The sequence below is a fragment of the Streptomyces sp. TLI_146 genome (genome assembly GCF_002846415.1).
GTDB lineage: Bacteria > Actinomycetota > Actinomycetes > Streptomycetales > Streptomycetaceae > Streptomyces.
This window is the reverse complement of the sequence record NZ_PJMX01000001.1, coordinates 1,703,965-1,719,045: the sequence shown is the minus strand read 5'-3', so window position 1 is coordinate 1,719,045 and position 15,081 is coordinate 1,703,965. Positions and strand designations below refer to the sequence as shown.

At 71.5% G+C, this 15,081-nt stretch carries 16 protein-coding genes; 7 read left to right on the top strand and 9 right to left on the bottom strand.

Features of this window, described 5'->3' with window-relative positions:
- Positions 1 to 66: 66 nt before the first annotated feature.
- From BX283_RS07855 to BX283_RS07845, 3 genes are read right to left on the bottom strand one after another with little or no spacing between them, the layout of a single operon-like run.
- Positions 67 to 1,077 (bottom strand): serine/threonine-protein kinase, encoded by a 1,011-nt coding sequence (locus BX283_RS07855; RefSeq protein WP_101386921.1) that lies wholly within the window; start codon positions 1,075 to 1,077, stop codon positions 67 to 69.
- Entirely contained in the window at positions 1,077 to 1,658 is a 582-nt protein-coding gene (locus BX283_RS07850) for a hypothetical protein (RefSeq protein WP_257582205.1), read from the bottom strand. Before BX283_RS07850 ends, BX283_RS07855 begins: the two co-directional genes overlap by 1 nt.
- 9 nt (positions 1,659 to 1,667) lie before the next feature.
- On the bottom strand, positions 1,668 to 4,019 hold the full coding sequence (locus BX283_RS07845) for an FHA domain-containing protein (protein WP_101386920.1): 2,352 nt from the start codon (positions 4,017 to 4,019) through the stop codon (positions 1,668 to 1,670).
- A gap of 227 nt (positions 4,020 to 4,246) precedes the next feature.
- Here BX283_RS07845 and BX283_RS07840 point away from each other — a divergent pair, with 227 nt between their 5' ends.
- Entirely contained in the window at positions 4,247 to 5,641 is a 1,395-nt protein-coding gene (locus BX283_RS07840) for a vanadium-dependent haloperoxidase (RefSeq protein WP_180357097.1), read from the top strand.
- A 97-nt stretch (positions 5,642 to 5,738) separates the two neighbouring features.
- Here the strand turns inward: BX283_RS07840 and BX283_RS07835 are convergent, their stop codons facing one another.
- Genes BX283_RS07835 through BX283_RS07825 form a run of 3 tightly spaced genes read right to left on the bottom strand, consistent with a single transcriptional unit; the run spans position 5,739 to position 8,162 of the window.
- Positions 5,739 to 6,527 (bottom strand): amino acid ABC transporter ATP-binding protein, encoded by a 789-nt coding sequence (locus tag BX283_RS07835; RefSeq protein WP_101386919.1) that lies wholly within the window; start codon positions 6,525 to 6,527, stop codon positions 5,739 to 5,741.
- A 7-nt stretch (positions 6,528 to 6,534) separates the two neighbouring features.
- Positions 6,535 to 7,335: an amino acid ABC transporter permease gene (locus BX283_RS07830; protein WP_101386918.1), complete on the bottom strand. Its 801-nt coding sequence runs from the start codon at positions 7,333 to 7,335 to the stop codon at positions 6,535 to 6,537.
- The gene (locus BX283_RS07825; RefSeq protein WP_101386917.1) at positions 7,332 to 8,162 is read right to left on the bottom strand and encodes a transporter substrate-binding domain-containing protein; all 831 of its coding nucleotides are present in this window, start codon (positions 8,160 to 8,162) and stop codon (positions 7,332 to 7,334) included. Before BX283_RS07825 ends, BX283_RS07830 begins: the two co-directional genes overlap by 4 nt.
- A 224-nt stretch (positions 8,163 to 8,386) precedes the next feature.
- On the opposite strand from BX283_RS07825, the gene BX283_RS07820 reads away from it, so the two are divergent.
- Complete coding sequence (locus tag BX283_RS07820) at positions 8,387 to 9,214, top strand: SAM-dependent methyltransferase (protein WP_101386916.1); 828 nt, start codon at positions 8,387 to 8,389, stop codon at positions 9,212 to 9,214.
- Between the two features lie 179 nt (positions 9,215 to 9,393).
- Positions 9,394 to 10,065 carry a DUF6445 family protein gene (locus tag BX283_RS07815; protein WP_101386915.1) on the top strand — a complete coding sequence of 224 codons (672 nt, stop codon included), beginning with the start codon at positions 9,394 to 9,396 and terminating at the stop codon, positions 10,063 to 10,065.
- Position 10,066: 1 nt separating this feature from the next.
- On the opposite strand, the gene BX283_RS07810 is transcribed toward BX283_RS07815, so the two are convergent.
- Positions 10,067 to 10,864 carry a putative protein N(5)-glutamine methyltransferase gene (locus BX283_RS07810; protein ID WP_101386914.1) on the bottom strand — a complete coding sequence of 266 codons (798 nt, stop codon included), beginning with the start codon at positions 10,862 to 10,864 and terminating at the stop codon, positions 10,067 to 10,069.
- A gap of 96 nt (positions 10,865 to 10,960) precedes the next feature.
- On the opposite strand from BX283_RS07810, the gene BX283_RS07805 reads away from it, so the two are divergent.
- A complete protein-coding gene (locus tag BX283_RS07805; protein ID WP_101386913.1) occupies positions 10,961 to 11,284 on the top strand; it encodes a putative quinol monooxygenase in 324 nt (107 codons plus the stop codon).
- A gap of 14 nt (positions 11,285 to 11,298) precedes the next feature.
- Here the strand turns inward: BX283_RS07805 and BX283_RS07800 are convergent, their stop codons facing one another.
- Positions 11,299 to 11,721, bottom strand: a complete 423-nt coding sequence (locus BX283_RS07800) for a hypothetical protein (RefSeq protein WP_257582199.1) — start codon at positions 11,719 to 11,721, stop codon at positions 11,299 to 11,301.
- Between the two features lie 75 nt (positions 11,722 to 11,796).
- Here BX283_RS07800 and BX283_RS07795 point away from each other — a divergent pair, with 75 nt between their 5' ends.
- Positions 11,797 to 12,513 carry a class I SAM-dependent methyltransferase gene (locus BX283_RS07795; RefSeq protein ID WP_101386911.1) on the top strand — a complete coding sequence of 239 codons (717 nt, stop codon included), beginning with the start codon at positions 11,797 to 11,799 and terminating at the stop codon, positions 12,511 to 12,513.
- Positions 12,514 to 12,683: 170 nt separating this feature from the next.
- Positions 12,684 to 12,869: a DUF2304 domain-containing protein gene (locus BX283_RS07790; protein WP_229848718.1), complete on the top strand. Its 186-nt coding sequence runs from the start codon at positions 12,684 to 12,686 to the stop codon at positions 12,867 to 12,869.
- 2 nt (positions 12,870 to 12,871) lie between these two features.
- Here BX283_RS07790 and BX283_RS07785 read toward each other — a convergent pair whose 3' ends face one another.
- The gene (locus BX283_RS07785) at positions 12,872 to 14,407 is read right to left on the bottom strand and encodes a carotenoid oxygenase family protein (protein ID WP_101386909.1); all 1,536 of its coding nucleotides are present in this window, start codon (positions 14,405 to 14,407) and stop codon (positions 12,872 to 12,874) included.
- A 252-nt stretch (positions 14,408 to 14,659) separates the two neighbouring features.
- On the opposite strand from BX283_RS07785, the gene BX283_RS07780 reads away from it, so the two are divergent.
- Positions 14,660 to 15,076 (top strand): SsgA family sporulation/cell division regulator, encoded by a 417-nt coding sequence (locus BX283_RS07780; RefSeq protein ID WP_101386908.1) that lies wholly within the window; start codon positions 14,660 to 14,662, stop codon positions 15,074 to 15,076.
- Positions 15,077 to 15,081 lie beyond the last annotated feature (5 nt).

Genomic DNA, 15,081 nt, shown 5'->3' with positions numbered 1-15,081 from the left:
CCTCCTCTCACCGCAACCCGGAAGCCCGCACAGCCCGGGAAACCCCTCACCACACCTCGGACCCCCTCACCGCAGCCCCGACCCCCTCACCGGAAACACCGGCCGCGCCCACTCCGGTGGCTCGGGCGGTGGTGCGGGTGGTTCCGGGGTGCCCGCCACCCGCAGGTCCACCCGCGTCGGCGGATGCCCTCCGGGCCCCACGCCCTTCGCCGCCTGGCGCAGTGCGGCCACGAACGCCAGGCACGAGTCGTACCGGTCGTCCGGGAGCTTGGCCAGCGCCTTCGCCATCACGCCGTCGACTCCGGCGGCGATGTCGGGGCGCTTCTCCGTCAGCACCGGCGGCTGGTCGTACTGGTGGGCCCACAGCAGCGCCATGTCGTCGTCGCGCTGGAACGGCGGGGCGCCCGCCATCGTCTCGTAGACCACGCACGCGAGGCTGTAGACGTCGCAGCGGCCGTCCACCGGGCGGCCGGAGATCTGTTCCGGTGCCACGTAGTCGAGCGTGCCGACGAACTGGCCGACCGTGGTGAACCCGGTCAGCGACAGCGACTTCTTCGTCAGCCCGAAGTCGGTGAGGTAGACGTGCTCGGGATGGTCGCTGTCGGTGCCCTGGGCCACCAGGATGTTGCCGGGCTTCACGTCCCGGTGGACGAGGTCGTGCTCATGGGCGGCGTCCAGCGCGGACGCCACCTGGGCCGCGATCCTGGCCGCCGTGGCGACCGGCAGCGGGCCCTCCTGGTCGAGCAGCGCGCGCAGATCGCGCCCGGCGACGTACCGCATGGCGATGTACAGGACGCCGTCGGTCTCCCCGGCCTCGAAGACCGGCACGATGTGCGGGTGGTCGATCGCGGCGGCCACCCGCGACTCGTGCGTGAAGCGCTGGCGGAACGTGTCGTTGCGGGCGAGTTCGGGGGCGAGCAGCTTCAGCGCGACCGTCCGTTCCAGGCGCAGGTCGCGGGCCCGGTACACCACCGCCATCCCACCGCGCCCGATCTCGCTCTCGATCCGGTACCCGGCGATCCGCCGTCCGACCAGGTCGGAGGGGCGGCCGGTGTACAGATCGCTCTCGGGTGCCATCAGCCGTCACCGGGCCGGTCGCCGTCCGGGCCGACCACCCGCGTCTCGTCGGACGGGGTCGCGCCGGAGGGCACCGCGCTCGCCCGCGCAACGGACGGCGGCCCGGACGCGGCGAACGTGCTCAGCCGCGTCCCGTCGCAGTACACCCACCGCTCGTGCTCCGCGTCGTACAGCCACACCGCCTCGCCATCGACGACCATTCCGGCCCGCAGCCCCTGGGTGCGCTGCCGGAACGTCTCCCCGTCGAGGCGGCCCGCGGCCAGGTCCTCCGCGGCGCTGCGGTAGCGGCTCAGCATGTCCTGGACCCGGGCGAGGAGCGGGCGCGGGTCGGCCGTACGGGCCAGCGGCGCGCCCGGCACCGGCGGCCCCTGCGGAACGGTGACCAGGAGGCGGCCGTCGACCCACGCCGACCAGGAGTTGGCGCACAGGATCCGGGCCCAGTCGCCGCGCCGGTCGATCAGCTGCACCGGCAGCAGCGCGTCCAGCGGCACCGTGGGGCGCCCGGGGTCCGGGCTCTCCCAGGCGGCCAGTCCGCCGGGAGGGACGACATGGGTGGGACGGAAGTCCACGGGAGCGCTCATCACGGCGGCCTACTTCCGCATCACGGCGGGTTCGTGCCGCCGCAGCAGCCGGGCCACCAGATAACCGAAGAGCACCGACAGGACCACCAGCATGCCCATGTTCAGCAGCCACACGCCCGTCTCGTGCTTGAACAGCGGGTCGCCCGTCAGCTCGCCCGGCACGATCCTGGAGAGCCCGATCGTGCCCGCCATCCCGCCGAGCGCCCACCGGGACGGGACCAGCCAGGCCAGCTGCTCGATCCCCGGGACGCCGTGCAGCTTCAACAGCGCTCCGCAGAAGACCACTTGGACGATGGCGAGCAGCACGAGCAGCGGCATCGTCACCTCCTCCTTGCGCACCAGCGCCGAGACGAGCAGGCCGAGCATCATCGCCGTGAACGCGAGCAGCGCCACCGCCACCGTGATCTCCACCAGCGGCGGCATGACCACGCCCTTGCCGCCCGGGGCGCCCAGGTTCACGCCGAGCAGCGCGACCAGCGTCAGGACGACGGCCTGGAGCACGGTGATCGTGCCCAGGACCACCACCTTGGACATCAGATACGCCGATCTGGACAGGCCGACGGCCCGTTCCCGCTGGTAGATCACCCGTTCCTTGACCAGTTCCCGTACGGCGTTGGCCGCGCCCGTGAGCACACCGCCGACGCACAGGATGAGCAGCGCGTTCATCGCCGTCTCCTGGGTCAGCCTGCTGCCCGCCAGCGCCCGCGCCATGGCGCCCATCACGAAGGGCAGCGCGATCATGATGGCGAGGAAGGTCCGGTCGGCGCCGAGCGCGGCCGCGTATCTGCGCACCAGGGTGCCCAGCTGGGCGCCCCAGCTCTGTGCCTTGGCCGGCCGGCCCACCACCCGGGCGGCGGCGCCCTGGTTCAGGTGCGGCTGGGCGCTGGAGCCGACCACGTACCGCTGGTGGAAGGACGAGCGGGCGTACTCGCCCGCCCAGTCCCGCTCGCGGTCCCGCTCGAAGGCCTCGAACGCCTCCGGCCACTCCCCGAAGCCGAAGAAGCCCAGGGTGTCGCGGGGCGGTCCGTAGTACGCGATGTGCCCGCCCGGGGCCAGGACGAGGATCCGGTCGCAGACGTCGAGGCTGAGGACGCTGTGGGTGACCACGATGACGGTGCGGCCGTCGTCCGCGAGGCCGCGCAGCATGTGCATCACCGAGCGGTCCATGCCCGGGTCGAGCCCGGAGGTCGGCTCGTCGAGGAAGAGCAGCGACGGCTTGGTCAGCAGCTCCAGGGCGACGCTCACGCGCTTGCGCTGGCCGCCGGAGAGGCTGTGGATGGGCTGGCCCGCGCGCTGTTCGAGCCCGAGCTCGCCGATCACCTCGTCGACCCGGGCGCGGCGCTCGGACTTGGCGGTGTCCTGCGGGAAGCGCAGTTCGGCGGCGTAGCCGAGCGCCCGGCGCACGGTGAGCTGGGCGTGCAGGATGTCGTCCTGCGGGACGAGGCCGATGCGCTGGCGCAGCTCCGCGTAGTCCCGGTAGAGGTCGCGGCCGTCGTACAGGACCGTGCCCCGGTCGGCGGGGCGCAGCCCGGTCAGGGCGTTGAGCAGGGTGGACTTCCCGGCGCCGCTCGGGCCGACCACGGCGAGCAGGCACTTCTCGCCGACCGGGAACGACACCTGGTGGAGGAGGGTCTTGCGGCCCCGGTCGACGGCGACCGTGAGGTCCTGGACGTCGAGCGAGACCTCGCCGGTGTCGACGTACTCCTGGAGCTCGTCCCCGACCAGGCAGAACGCCGAGTGGCCGACGCCGACGATGTCGCCGGAGGAGACCCGGGCGCGGGCGACGGGCTGGCCGTTGAGGAAGGTGCCGTTGTGGCTGCCGAGGTCGACGATCTCGTGGCCGCCGTCGGGCAGGGCGCGCAGTTCGGCGTGCCGGCGCGAGACGACCAGATCGTCGACGACCAGGTCGTTGTCGGCGGCGCGGCCGATCCGTACGGTACGGGCGGGCAGCGGCCGCACCGAGGTGGGCTGCCGGAAGGCGCCGGTCGCGGACGGCATCGACACGGCGGACAGCCGCTCCGGGGCGCGGACCGGCGGCGGGGCGCGGTCCACCAGGACGGCGCGGGGGCCGTCGGCGGGGCTGCCGAACCGGATGACGCTGCCGGGGCCCACGCCCCACTCGTGGACGCGGCGGCCGTCGGCGTAGGTGCCGTTGGTGCTGCCCTCGTCCTCGACCATCCAGTGGCCGCCCGCCACGCGCAGCACCGCGTGGTGCCAGGAGACGCGGGCGTCGTCGATGACGATCTCGCTGAGGGGGTCGCGTCCTACGTGGTAGTCCCGGCTCGGACTCATCACCGTGGAGCCGGTGTCGGTCTCCAGGACGAGCTCGGGCGCTGTCGGTGCGGCAGACCGCTCTCCCATGGGGTGAATTCTACCGATCGGCACCTGATCGCGCCTTTTTGTGCACATCGTCGACCAGGTACCGCCAGGGTTTACCCCCCTACCGGAACTGCGGCGCCGGGATGACGGCGCTCTCCGCCACCGGCTGGATGTGCGCGCGAGCGCGCGGACCTAGGTTGCGAGGCGGAAGCAGAGCGCCACCGGCACATCCCGCACACCGCACCACCGACGGAGAGGACCCGTGCCCGATGTTGTGGATCCGTACGAGGAGAAGACGCGCGGCGAACCTGCGCGCCCGGGCGGTCTCGCTGGCCGCCGTGGCCGCCACCGCCCTCGGCGCGCTCACCCTGGCCCCGCAGCCGGCCGCCGCCGCGCCCAACTACAGCGGCGATCCCGTGCAGTACTGGAACAACGTGCTGAACGGCGCGATCCGCACGGCCGGCGGGGCCCCGGGCCCGCTGTCCCGGGCGGCCGCCATGATGAACACGGCGATCTACGACGCCGAGAGCTCCTACCAGCTCCGCTGGCACACCATGACCTCCGACCCGTACCTCACGGCGATCAACTACTCGGCGGGCTGGGGGATCGAGGGGCCGGGCGAGGAGGAGCGGGTGATCGGGCGGACCGCCTACAACATCCTGCTCAAGCTGTTCCCCGACCAGACGACGTACCTGGACAACAAGTTCAAGGAGCGGTTCGGCACCGACCCCACCGGCTTCGACCTGCTCGACTTCACGGTGGTCGGCACCATCGTCAAGAACGCCCAGGACAACCGGACCGCCGACGGGTCCGACGACAGGGCCGTCTACACCCCCGACACCAAGCCCGGCGCCTGGCTGCCGACCAGCTACCCCGACCTGCCGGACCCGGCCTGTTCGCAGGGCAGTCAGGCGGCCACCCCCAACTGGGGCCTGGTGAAGCCGTGGGCGCTGGACTCCGGCTCCCAGTTCCGGCCGTCGACCCCCGGCGTCTACGCGTCGTACGAGAACCTGCTCGCCAGCCCGGCCTACGCCGACCAGGTGGCCCAGGTGCGCTCGCTGGGCGCCGCGGGCTCCACCACGCGGACGACGGACCAGACCGCGGCCGCCTGGTTCTGGGCCAATGACGCCAACGGCACCTACAAGCCGCCGGGGCAACTGCTCGACATCACCGCGCGGGTGGCGAAGGACCGGGGGCTGACGCCGTATCAGAACGCCCGGCTGTTCGCGCTCGTCTCCGTCGCGATGGCGGACGCGGCCATCGGGGAGTGGGACGTCAAGTACCGCACGCCCATCGACCTCTGGCGTCCGGTGTCGGCGATCCGCGAAGGCGGTCTCGACCCCGCGTGGAAGCCGCTGTCGGGCACCACGCCCTGCTTCCCCGCCTGGGCCTCGGGCCACTCCGCGTTCGCCGCCGCATGGGCGGGGATCATGCGGCAGTACTTCAAGAGCGACAACGTGAGCTTCACGGCGTCCACCGACGACCCGCACTCGCCGGTCAGGACCCGCTCGTTCACCAGCTTCAGCCAGGCCGCGCACGAGGACGCGGACAGCAGGATCTGGCTCGGTGTGCACTACCCGTGGGACGCGAGCGACGGATACACGCTCGGCGACTCCATCGCCACCTGGGTGTTCACGCACAAGATGAAGGCCTCGGGGTCCTGAGAGCCTGGCTTTGAACCCCCGCCCGTGCCCCGATGCCCGACAGGGCAGGGCCCGCTCCCGGTGTCACCGGGAGCGGGCCCTGCCCCGTGTCCATGCGTCAGCCGTCCTCCTCCGGCGGCAGATGCGAGGTCGGGCGGGCCTCCGCCGCCGGGTCCAGGATGCGGTTGAGGAAGTTCCTGGTCCGCTCCTCCCGCGGGGCGCCCACGACCTGCGCCGCCGGGCCCTGCTCGACGATGACGCCGTCGTCCATGAACACCACCCGGTCCGCGACCTCCCGGGCGAAGCTCATCTCGTGGGTGACCACCATCATCGTCATGCCCTCGCCCGCGAGCATCCGCATCACCGCGAGGACGTCCCCGACGAGTTCGGGGTCGAGCGCCGAGGTCGGCTCGTCGAAGAGCATCACCTCGGGGCCCATCGCGAGCGCCCGGGCGATGGCGACGCGCTGCTGCTGCCCGCCGGAGAGCTGTGCCGGATAGGCGTCGGCCTTCTCGGCGAGGCCGACCCGGTCCAGGTTCTCCCGGGCCACGGCCGCCGCTTTCGCCTTGCCCCGGCGCAGCACCCGACGCTGCGGCAGGACCAGGTTCTCGGTGACCGTGATGTGCGGGAAGAGGTTGAACTGCTGGAAGACCATGCCGATGCGGCGGCGCACCGCGTCGATGTCGACGTCCAGGTCGGTGACCTCGGTGCCGCCGACGAACACCTGGCCCGCGCTCGGCTCCTCCAGCAGGTTCACACAGCGCAGCAGCGTCGACTTGCCCGACCCCGAGGGGCCGATGACGCACACCACTTCGCCCCGGGCGACCTCCAGGTCGATGCCGCGCAGCACCTCGTTGTCCCCGAAGGACTTGCGCAGCCCGCGGATCTCGATCTCGTTCTGTGGCATCGCTTGTTCACCTCGCCCGGTCGGCGCGGGCTTCGAGGCGGCGCACCACGAAGCTCAGGGGCACGGTCACCATCAGATAGCAGAGCCCGGCGACCAGGATCGGGGTGGAGTTGGCGCTCTGGCTTGCCAGGTCCCTGCCGTACTTGGTCAGCTCCCGCTCCTCCAGGGTGACCCCGAGGAACAGCACGAGCGAGGAGTCCTTGAAGAGCAGCACCAGTTCGTTGGTCAGCGGCGGGATGACGATCCGGAACGCCTGCGGGATGATCACCGACACCATGGCCCGGGCGTGCGAGAACCCCAGCGAGCGGGCCGCCTCCATCTGGCCCTTGGGCACGGCCTGGATGCCCGCCCTGATCGTCTCGGCCATATAGGCCGCGGCGACCAGACCGAGCCCGAGCGCGACCTTTCCGTACGTTCCGCCGGGGATCTCCGTGCCGGGGAAGGCCAGCGGCACCGCCACGCCCACGAAGATGAAGATCAGCAGGGCGGGCAGCCCCCGGAACAGCTCGATGTAGATGCCCGCCACCCAGCGGTAGGGCGCCACGGACGAGAGCCGCATCAGCGCGACCACCAGACCGAGCACCAGGCCGAAGGCGAAGCCGGAGAGCGTGTACACCACGGTGTTGCGCAGGGCGATGGTGATGATGTCCGGGAAGAGCTTGCCGATCAGGTCGGTCTGCGCGAACTGGTTCTGCAGCCGGTCCCAGTCGGCGAGGACCCCGATGGTGATGAGCACCCCGACGAAGACCGCGTACTGGATGCCCTGCGAGACGCGCCTTCGTTGACGCCTCGTCAGGCGCGAGGTCACGGCTGTGCCTTGGGCAGCGGTCCGATCCACTGTTCGTAGAGCTTCTTGTACGTGCCGTCCGCCTTGGCGTCGGTGATGGCCTTGTCGATGGCGGCGAGCAGCTTGGTGTTGCCCTTCTTGACCGAGAAGCCGTACTGCTCGCCGGTCGAGATGTTCTCCACCAGCGCGAACCGGTCGGCGTTGGCCTTGTCCTTGAGCCAGCCCTGGACCACCGGGTAGTCGATCACCACGGCGTCCACCTGGCCGGTGCGCAGACCGTTGATCACCGCGTCCGAGCTCTCGAAGGCGACCGGGTTGAAGCCCTTGCCGGTGGCGTAGCTCTCGCCGGTGGTCTCGGCCTGGGCGCCGAGCTTCTTGCCCTTGGCCTTGAGGTCGGCCAGCGAGGTGACCCCGCTCGTCTTGGTGGCGAGGAGCGCCTGGGTGGCGTCGAAGTAGGGGACCGAGAAGTCGACGTTCTTCTTGCGCTCGTCGGTGATGGTCATGCCGGCGGCGGCGAGGTCGCACTCGCCGGAGTTGAGGAAGGCGCCGGTCTTGAAGTTCTCGAACGGAGTGTCGAGGATCTTCTGTTCGACCTTGAGGTTCTTGGCGACGAGGTCGATCAGGGACACGTCGAAGCCCACGACCTTGCCGTTCTGCTCCGACTGGAACGGCGGATACGGCAGGTGGGTGCAGGTGGTCAGCTTGCCCTTCTTGACCACCGGCACCCCGCCGGCGGCCTCCCCGGCGCCGTCCCCGCCCGACGAGCAGCCGGAGGCGACGAGCAGCAGCCCTGCCGTAGCGGCTGCGGCGGTGGTGAGATTGCGGATACGGTGAGCCGTCCTGGTCACGGTTGACCTCCATGGATACGGGGGTGGCTGAGGAGCGGAACCGTTCAGCCATGATCGTATGAGACTGGGGGTGACTTCGCCCCTGAACGCGTCAGGCGCGCCGATGACGTCATCCGGACACCCGCCCGCCCGGGGCACCGGCCGACGGGGTTCCGGGACGCGGGTCAACTTGGCCATCTAGGCTGATCATTGACAGTTCCACCAGGCCCCAGGAGACGAAGCCCGTGACCGAGAACCCGGCCCACCTCGACGCTCCCGAGCACGTTCGGAGCAGAATCAACACCTCCCAGCCGCACACGGCCCGGATCTGGAACTACTGGCTCGGCGGCAAGGACAACTACGAGGTCGACCGCGCGGTCGGCGACCAGATCCGCCAGCTCCACCCCGGTATCGGCGACTACGCGCGCGCGGACCGGCTCTTCCTCGGCCGCGCGGTGCGCCACCTGGTGGCCGACCGGGGCATCCGGCAGTTCCTCGACATCGGCACCGGCCTGCCCACCGCCGACAACACCCACGAGGTGGCGCAGCGCATCGCGCCCGAGTCCCGGATCGTCTACGTCGACAACGACCCGCTGGTGCTCGCCCACGCCCGCGCGCTGTTGACCAGCACGCCCGAGGGGCGGACCGACTACCTCGACGCGGACCTGCGCGATGTGGACAGCATCCTGGAACACGCCTCGAAGACACTGGACTTGAGCCAGCCGGTCGCGCTGATGCTGCTCGGCGTGGTCATCTTCATCGAGGACGACGACCAGGCGTACGGCCTGGTGCGCAAGCTGATGGAGAAGCTGGCCCCCGGCAGCTACCTGGTCCTGTCGCACACGGTGACCCACCCCGAGATGCCGGACGTCGACCAGGCGGTGGCGTTCTGGAACGAGCACGGCACCCCCAAGCTCACCCAGCGCACCCCCGAGCAGACCGCCCGCTTCTTCGACGGACTGGAGGTCCTGGAGCCCGGCGTGGTGTCGTGCTCGCGCTGGCGGCCCGAGGACGCGACGGACGGCGAGCCGGCCGAGGTGGCCATGTTCGGCGGCGTCGGCCGCAAGGGCTGACCTGCGCGGCAGCCCTCTCCTGGGACGAAAATGGGCCCGCCTTTGCCATTGCGGGGACCTCCCGCCGGGATGTCCCCGCAATGCGCCCTTAGTCACGGAGTGCGACTTCACCGCACCTTGAAACAAAGTTGACCAACTCACGGACGGCGACACAGGGTTACGGACGTAAGTTCGGCCGCATGGCCCCCACCCCCTCCCCGCTCCCGGTCCTCCCGTACCGCAAACCCACCCGCGGCCGGGACTACTGGGTCCTCGACGACGTCCTGCCCAACGTCGACGAGGTCCGCGCGCGCTGCCTCGCCAAGGACGACTGGGTCGAGGGCTACCCGCGCACCTCCGAGACCTGGCCGGGGCTGCGCACCATGCCCGGCCTGGAGCCCGCCGAACTCGCCCGGGTGGAACGCCTGGTCAAGCAGGCGACCGGGGCGCGCGAGCTGTGGCTGCAGAAGGCGCCCGGCGGTGCCACACTCAACCACAACTGCGTCCAGGTCGTCGGCCGGGACGAGAGCGAGCCGCGCCCGCACACCGACTCGCGCGCGCTGTGCCGGTACGCGGCCGTGCTCTATCTCAACCCGGGCGTGCCCAAGGACTGCGGCACCAGCTTCTACCGGCAGAGCCTGCCCGGCGGCGTCCTCGGCGGCAATCTGGTCGCGGCCCCGCACACCAACCTGGTCGAGGCGCTGGGCACCCGTTTCGTGCCGGCGGACTCCTTCACCGAGGACGTCCGCGTCCCGCACCGCTACAACCGGCTGCTCCTCTACAACGCCAACATGATCCACACCGCCACCGGCTACTGGGGCAGCACCCTGGAGGACAGCCGGATGACGGCCGTCTTCTTCTGGATGGCGTGACTCAGCCGGCCGGGGCGGGCCGGGTGGCGACGACGACCGTGGCGTACCGCTCCTCGCAGGTCGCCACGCGCGGGACGAGGCCGCCCCCGGTGACCGCGGCGAGCGCCAGGGGCACCTGGCGCTCGCTCGTCTCGAAGAGCAGATGGCCGCCGGGCCGCAGCCAGTGGGCCGCCTCGGCGGTCACCCGGCGCAGCACGTCGAGCCCGTCGGAGCCGCCGTCGAGCGCCACCCGCGCCTCGTGGACGCGCGCCTCCGAGGGGAGCAGGGCGATCTCCTCGCTCGGTACGTACGGCACGTTGGCGAGCAGGACGTCCACCCGGCCCCGCAGCCCGGCGGGCAGCGCGGCGAACAGATCGCCCTGGTGGGCCCGGCCCCCGGCGGCGGCGACATTGCGCCGGGCGCACTCCACGGCGGCCGGGTCGATGTCGGCCGCGTGCAGCTCCGCCCGGCCGAGCCCCGCCACCAGCGCCGCGCCCAGCGCGCCCGAACCGCAGCACAGGTCCACCACGACCGCGCCCGCCGAGGCGAGCGGAACGGCCTGCTCCACCAGGAACTCCGTACGGCGCCGGGGCACGAAGACGCCCGGGTCCACCGCGACCCGTACACCGGCGAACTCGGCCCATCCCAGGACGTGTTCGAGCGGCAGGCCCTCGGCGCGCCGCGCCACCATGGCGTCGAGCTCGGCCGGGGTGCGGGCGGTGGCGACCAGCAACCGGGCCTCGTCCTCGGCGAAGACACATCCGGCGGCCCGGAGCCGGGCGACGACGGAGTCGGGGGGAGGGGTGGTAATGAGTCTCACCTGCGGTTTTCATGGCCGGATCCGTTGTGGGCGCGGCCACCCTACCCTCGGCCCGGTCAGGCGGCCGAAGGATTAAACCGTGCATAGAATGACGCAATGATCTTTATCGTCGTCAAGTTCCCCGTGAAGCCCGAATACGTCGAGGAGTGGCCCCAGCACGTCGCGGACTTCACTGACGCGACCCGGGCCGAGCCGGGCAACCTCTGGTACGAGTGGTCCCGCAGCCTGGAGGACCCGAACACCTATGTGCTGGTCGAGGCCTTCCAGGACGGCGCGGGCGAGGCGCACGTGAACTCCGACCACTTCCGGGCCGCCATGGAGACGATGCGCCCGCTGCTGCGCCGCACCCCCGACATCGTGAGCACGACGATCGAGGGTGCGACGGGGTGGAGCGCGATGGGCGAGCTGAAGATCGACTAGCCCTTCGTGAAGCGTCACTTCACGGTGACGGTCACCGTCGGGGAGACGGTCGCGCCGTCCATCACCCGCAGCTGCTCCTTGCCCTTGGTGTTCACCTTGTAGTCCAGGGAGTAGCTGCTGCCCTGCTTGATGGTGGTGTCGGCGTGCAGGGTCGTCCACTTGCTCCCCTTCTTGTGCTGGAGCACGACCTTGCTGCCGATGGCCAGCCCTTTGGACCGGCCGGTGAAGGTGACCTTGTCACCCACCTTCGCCTCGGTGGCGCTCGCCTTGATGGTCAGCGAACCCGGCGCCGCCGAGGCGTACTTGCTGCCGCTCGGCGACGGTTTGGGGGTCGGGCTCGCTGCCGCGGCGGCCGCGGCGGATCCGGCGAGCAGGGCTACGGACAGGGCACCCGCCGCGGCCATCCGGGCACAGCGGCGTGTCAGAGTGGAATACACGATGGCTTTCTCCCGTCTCGGCGGCTCCCCATCCGCCCGATTGGTACCTTTTCCCGAGGCTATAGGCTGAGGTCGATGTCCGCTTCCCAGGGCCCTACGCTGCGTGAACTCGCCGTCCAGGCGCTGTCGTCGGTCGAGCACGGCTACGACCTGCTGGCGCCCAAGTTCGACCACACTCCGTACCGCACGCCCCAGCCGGTCCTCGACGCCGTCACACGTACCCTCCGCGAACTCGGCCCCTTCGGGCGCGGGCTCGACCTGTGCTGCGGCACCGGCGCGGGCATCCCGGTGCTGCGCGCGGTGTGCCGCGAGCGGGTCACCGGGGTCGACTTCAGCGCGGGGATGCTGGCGGTCGGGCGCGCCCGTACGCACGGGGCCGTCGACTGGATCCGGGCCGACGTCCGCGCCCTGCCGTTCGCACCGGCCGCGTTCGACCTCGTCGTGAGCTTCGGCGCGTTCGGCCACTTCCTGCCCGGCGAACGGCCCGGTCTGTTCTCGCGGGTCCGCTCGGTGCTCGCGCCCGGCGGCCGCTTCGCGTTCCCGGTCGCGGCGCCCGCCCGCCCCGGCTCCCTCGGCTACTGGACGCTGCTCGGCTTCGACACCGCGATGCGGGTGCGCAACGCGCTGTGGCGGCCCCGATTCGTCATGTACTACCGGGACTTCCGGCTCGCGGACGTGACGCGGGAGCTCGCCGACGCCGGGTTCCGGGTCGACCTGTACGCGCTGGACGAGCTCGGCCGGCGCCCCGACGGCAGCCCCCGCTGCCGCCTGGTCGTCGCCACCGCCGAGTGACCCCGGCCCGCCCGAGCTGCGGCGATGACGGCCGGTGACCGGCCGTATGGCGACGGGTGAGCAACGGTCGTAGCGTGACGGAGGTGCTTTCCACCGGCCCACCGCCGTTGACCGCGGCGGGCCGGTGCTCGACAGACTCGGGGTTCACGAGGTGAGACACCGTGCCCTCCGTGCACTTTCCTCTGATGCTCGCGCTCGCCGTGGGCGCGTTCTTCCTCTGCCGCAAGGGCGGCACCAAGATCTCGCACGCCGTGATCTGCGCGGCCTTCGGCTTCTACTTCGCCGACACGGCCGCCGCCCCCTCCCTGCACAGCGCGGTCAACTCGGTGATGGGCATGCTCAGCCAGCTCGGCTGAGCTCACGCGTCCGCCACCCAACTGCCGTGGAAGCCGAGCGGAACCCGGCCCGGCAGATGGATCCGGGCCACCGGACGGCCGGTGAAGTCCTGCGCAGCCAGGATCAGCAGATCGGCGGCGCCCCGCTCCGGGTCGTGGACGTACGCCAGGGTGTAACCGTCGTCCTCCGCCGCCCCCGGGGCCGGGTCCGGCCCGTGCGCGGGTACGAACACCGCCTCGCCGACGGCGGCGCCGCGCGGGAGGCGGTGCAGCTGCGAGGTGCCGCGCAGGAAGTCGTGCTTGATCAGGGCGTTGCCGAAGGAGCGGTCCGGCGGCACGCCGTCGGCCGTCAGATACGCGGTGGACATCTCGGCGGCGGCCGCCGTGTACCCGTACCGGTGGCGCCGGGACACCAGCGCCTCGTTGACGCGCGGGAACTCCTGCGGCCGGTCGTCGAGGCGGCGGGTGCGGACCCTGCCGTGCGCCAGGTCGACGGTCCAGCGGTCCAGTGAGGCGGTGCCGAGCGCGGTGGGCCCGTCGGAGCCCTGGCCCGCGACGAGGAACGGCGCCGGGAACGTGGTGACGTCGACGACCACCGAGTCCCCGTCGTCGTAGGCGTTCAGGGTGTGCGAGTAGAAGACCGGGTCCACCTCGAACCACCGCACGCTCCCGCCCGCGCGCGGCAGCACACCCACCCGCGCCGGATGCCGATCGTTCCACACATACGGTACGAGCGCGCCCGCCTCGGCCGCCGCCGCGTCGAAGGTGACGGGGAGGTCGAAGAGGACCACGTGCCGCTCGGTGAGCGCGAAGTCGTGCATCATCGGGCTGTCGGCGACGGGGATCCGCGTGCTGCGCGCGACCCGCCCGGTCCGGTCGACCACCAGGTGGCGGACGTGGTCCCAGGTCGGGTAGTAGGCGACGGCGTGCAGCTCGTCGGCGCGGGCGTCGTACTTGGTGTGCGCGGTGAACGCGCCGCTCAGCGTGGAGCGGAAGTCGTACGGGCGCAGGGTGTTGAGCTCACCGTCCAGCTCGTACGGCAGCGGTCCGCCCTCCTGGAGGGCCAGGACACGGCCCTTGTACGGGATGACGTGGGTGTTGCAGGCGAAGTCGTTCTCGGGGACGGGACCGGGGTGCGGCTCGCCGAGCTTGCCGCTGACGGCGGCCGAGCGCACCCACCGGTTGCGGTACCACTCGGCCCGCCCGTTCCTCAGCCGCACCCCGTGGACCATGCCGTCCCCGAGCATCCAGTGGTGTGCCCGGGGGTCCTCCAGGCCGAGGACGTTGGGGCCGGTGCGCAGATAGCGCCCGTTGAGCGAGCGCGGGATGCGGCCGGTGACGGGGAGGTCGAAGGCGGTCAGCTCTTCGGTGACGGGGGCGAAGGCCCCGTGCAGGAACGGCCGGCTGCCGGCGGACGGGGTCGGTGTGGGCGGCTTCGGCGCGGGCGGTGTGCCGCGTCCGGCGGCCGCCGCGACCGCTCCGCCGCGCGTGGCGAGAAAACCGCCCGCGGCCGCGCCCGCCGCGCCGCGCAGCACGTTCCGCCGAGTGTGATCGTTCATGTCCGAGCCCCCTGCTTCCACGTTCGTACGACCTGTCGCCGACGATCGTCCGCCCGGGCAGGGGGCCCGGTCAGGAGGCCTGGGCCCCGGGCCGGGGTGGTGCCAGGCCCCCTTTTCTTTCCGGGCCCGGCCCTTCTCCGGCGGGCCCATTCGGGGTTTTCGCACGAAATCCCAAGCAAGGTGTTGAATATGCGACTATTGAGATGATGTGATGCGGGTCACAGATCGGGAGTGGCAGCAAGGAGCGAGTCGATGTCCACCACCGTCGAACAATCCGTCCTGGCCCGCCTCGTCACCGACGCACCCCACGGCGTCCCCGTCCCCGTCACGCTCAGCTATGACGGATCCGACCCGCTGGCCGTCCGCATGATCTTCCCGCCCGAGGTCTCCCTCCACGACGGGGGCGTGACCTGGGTCTTCGCCCGCAACCTCATCGACCGGGGACTGCGCGCCCCGGCCGGCACCGGCGATGTGCACGTATGGCCGCTCGGGCGGGCCCAGACCATGGTGGAGCTGCGCTCCCCGGACGGCGTGGCGCTCCTCGAATTCGGCACGGCGGCCCTGCGCCGCTTCCTCTTCCTCACCTACGCGGCCGTCTCCGCCGAGGTCGAGAACCAGGACCTCGACATGGACAGCGCTCTGGCCGAGCTGCTGCGGGAGAGCCGGTGAGCACC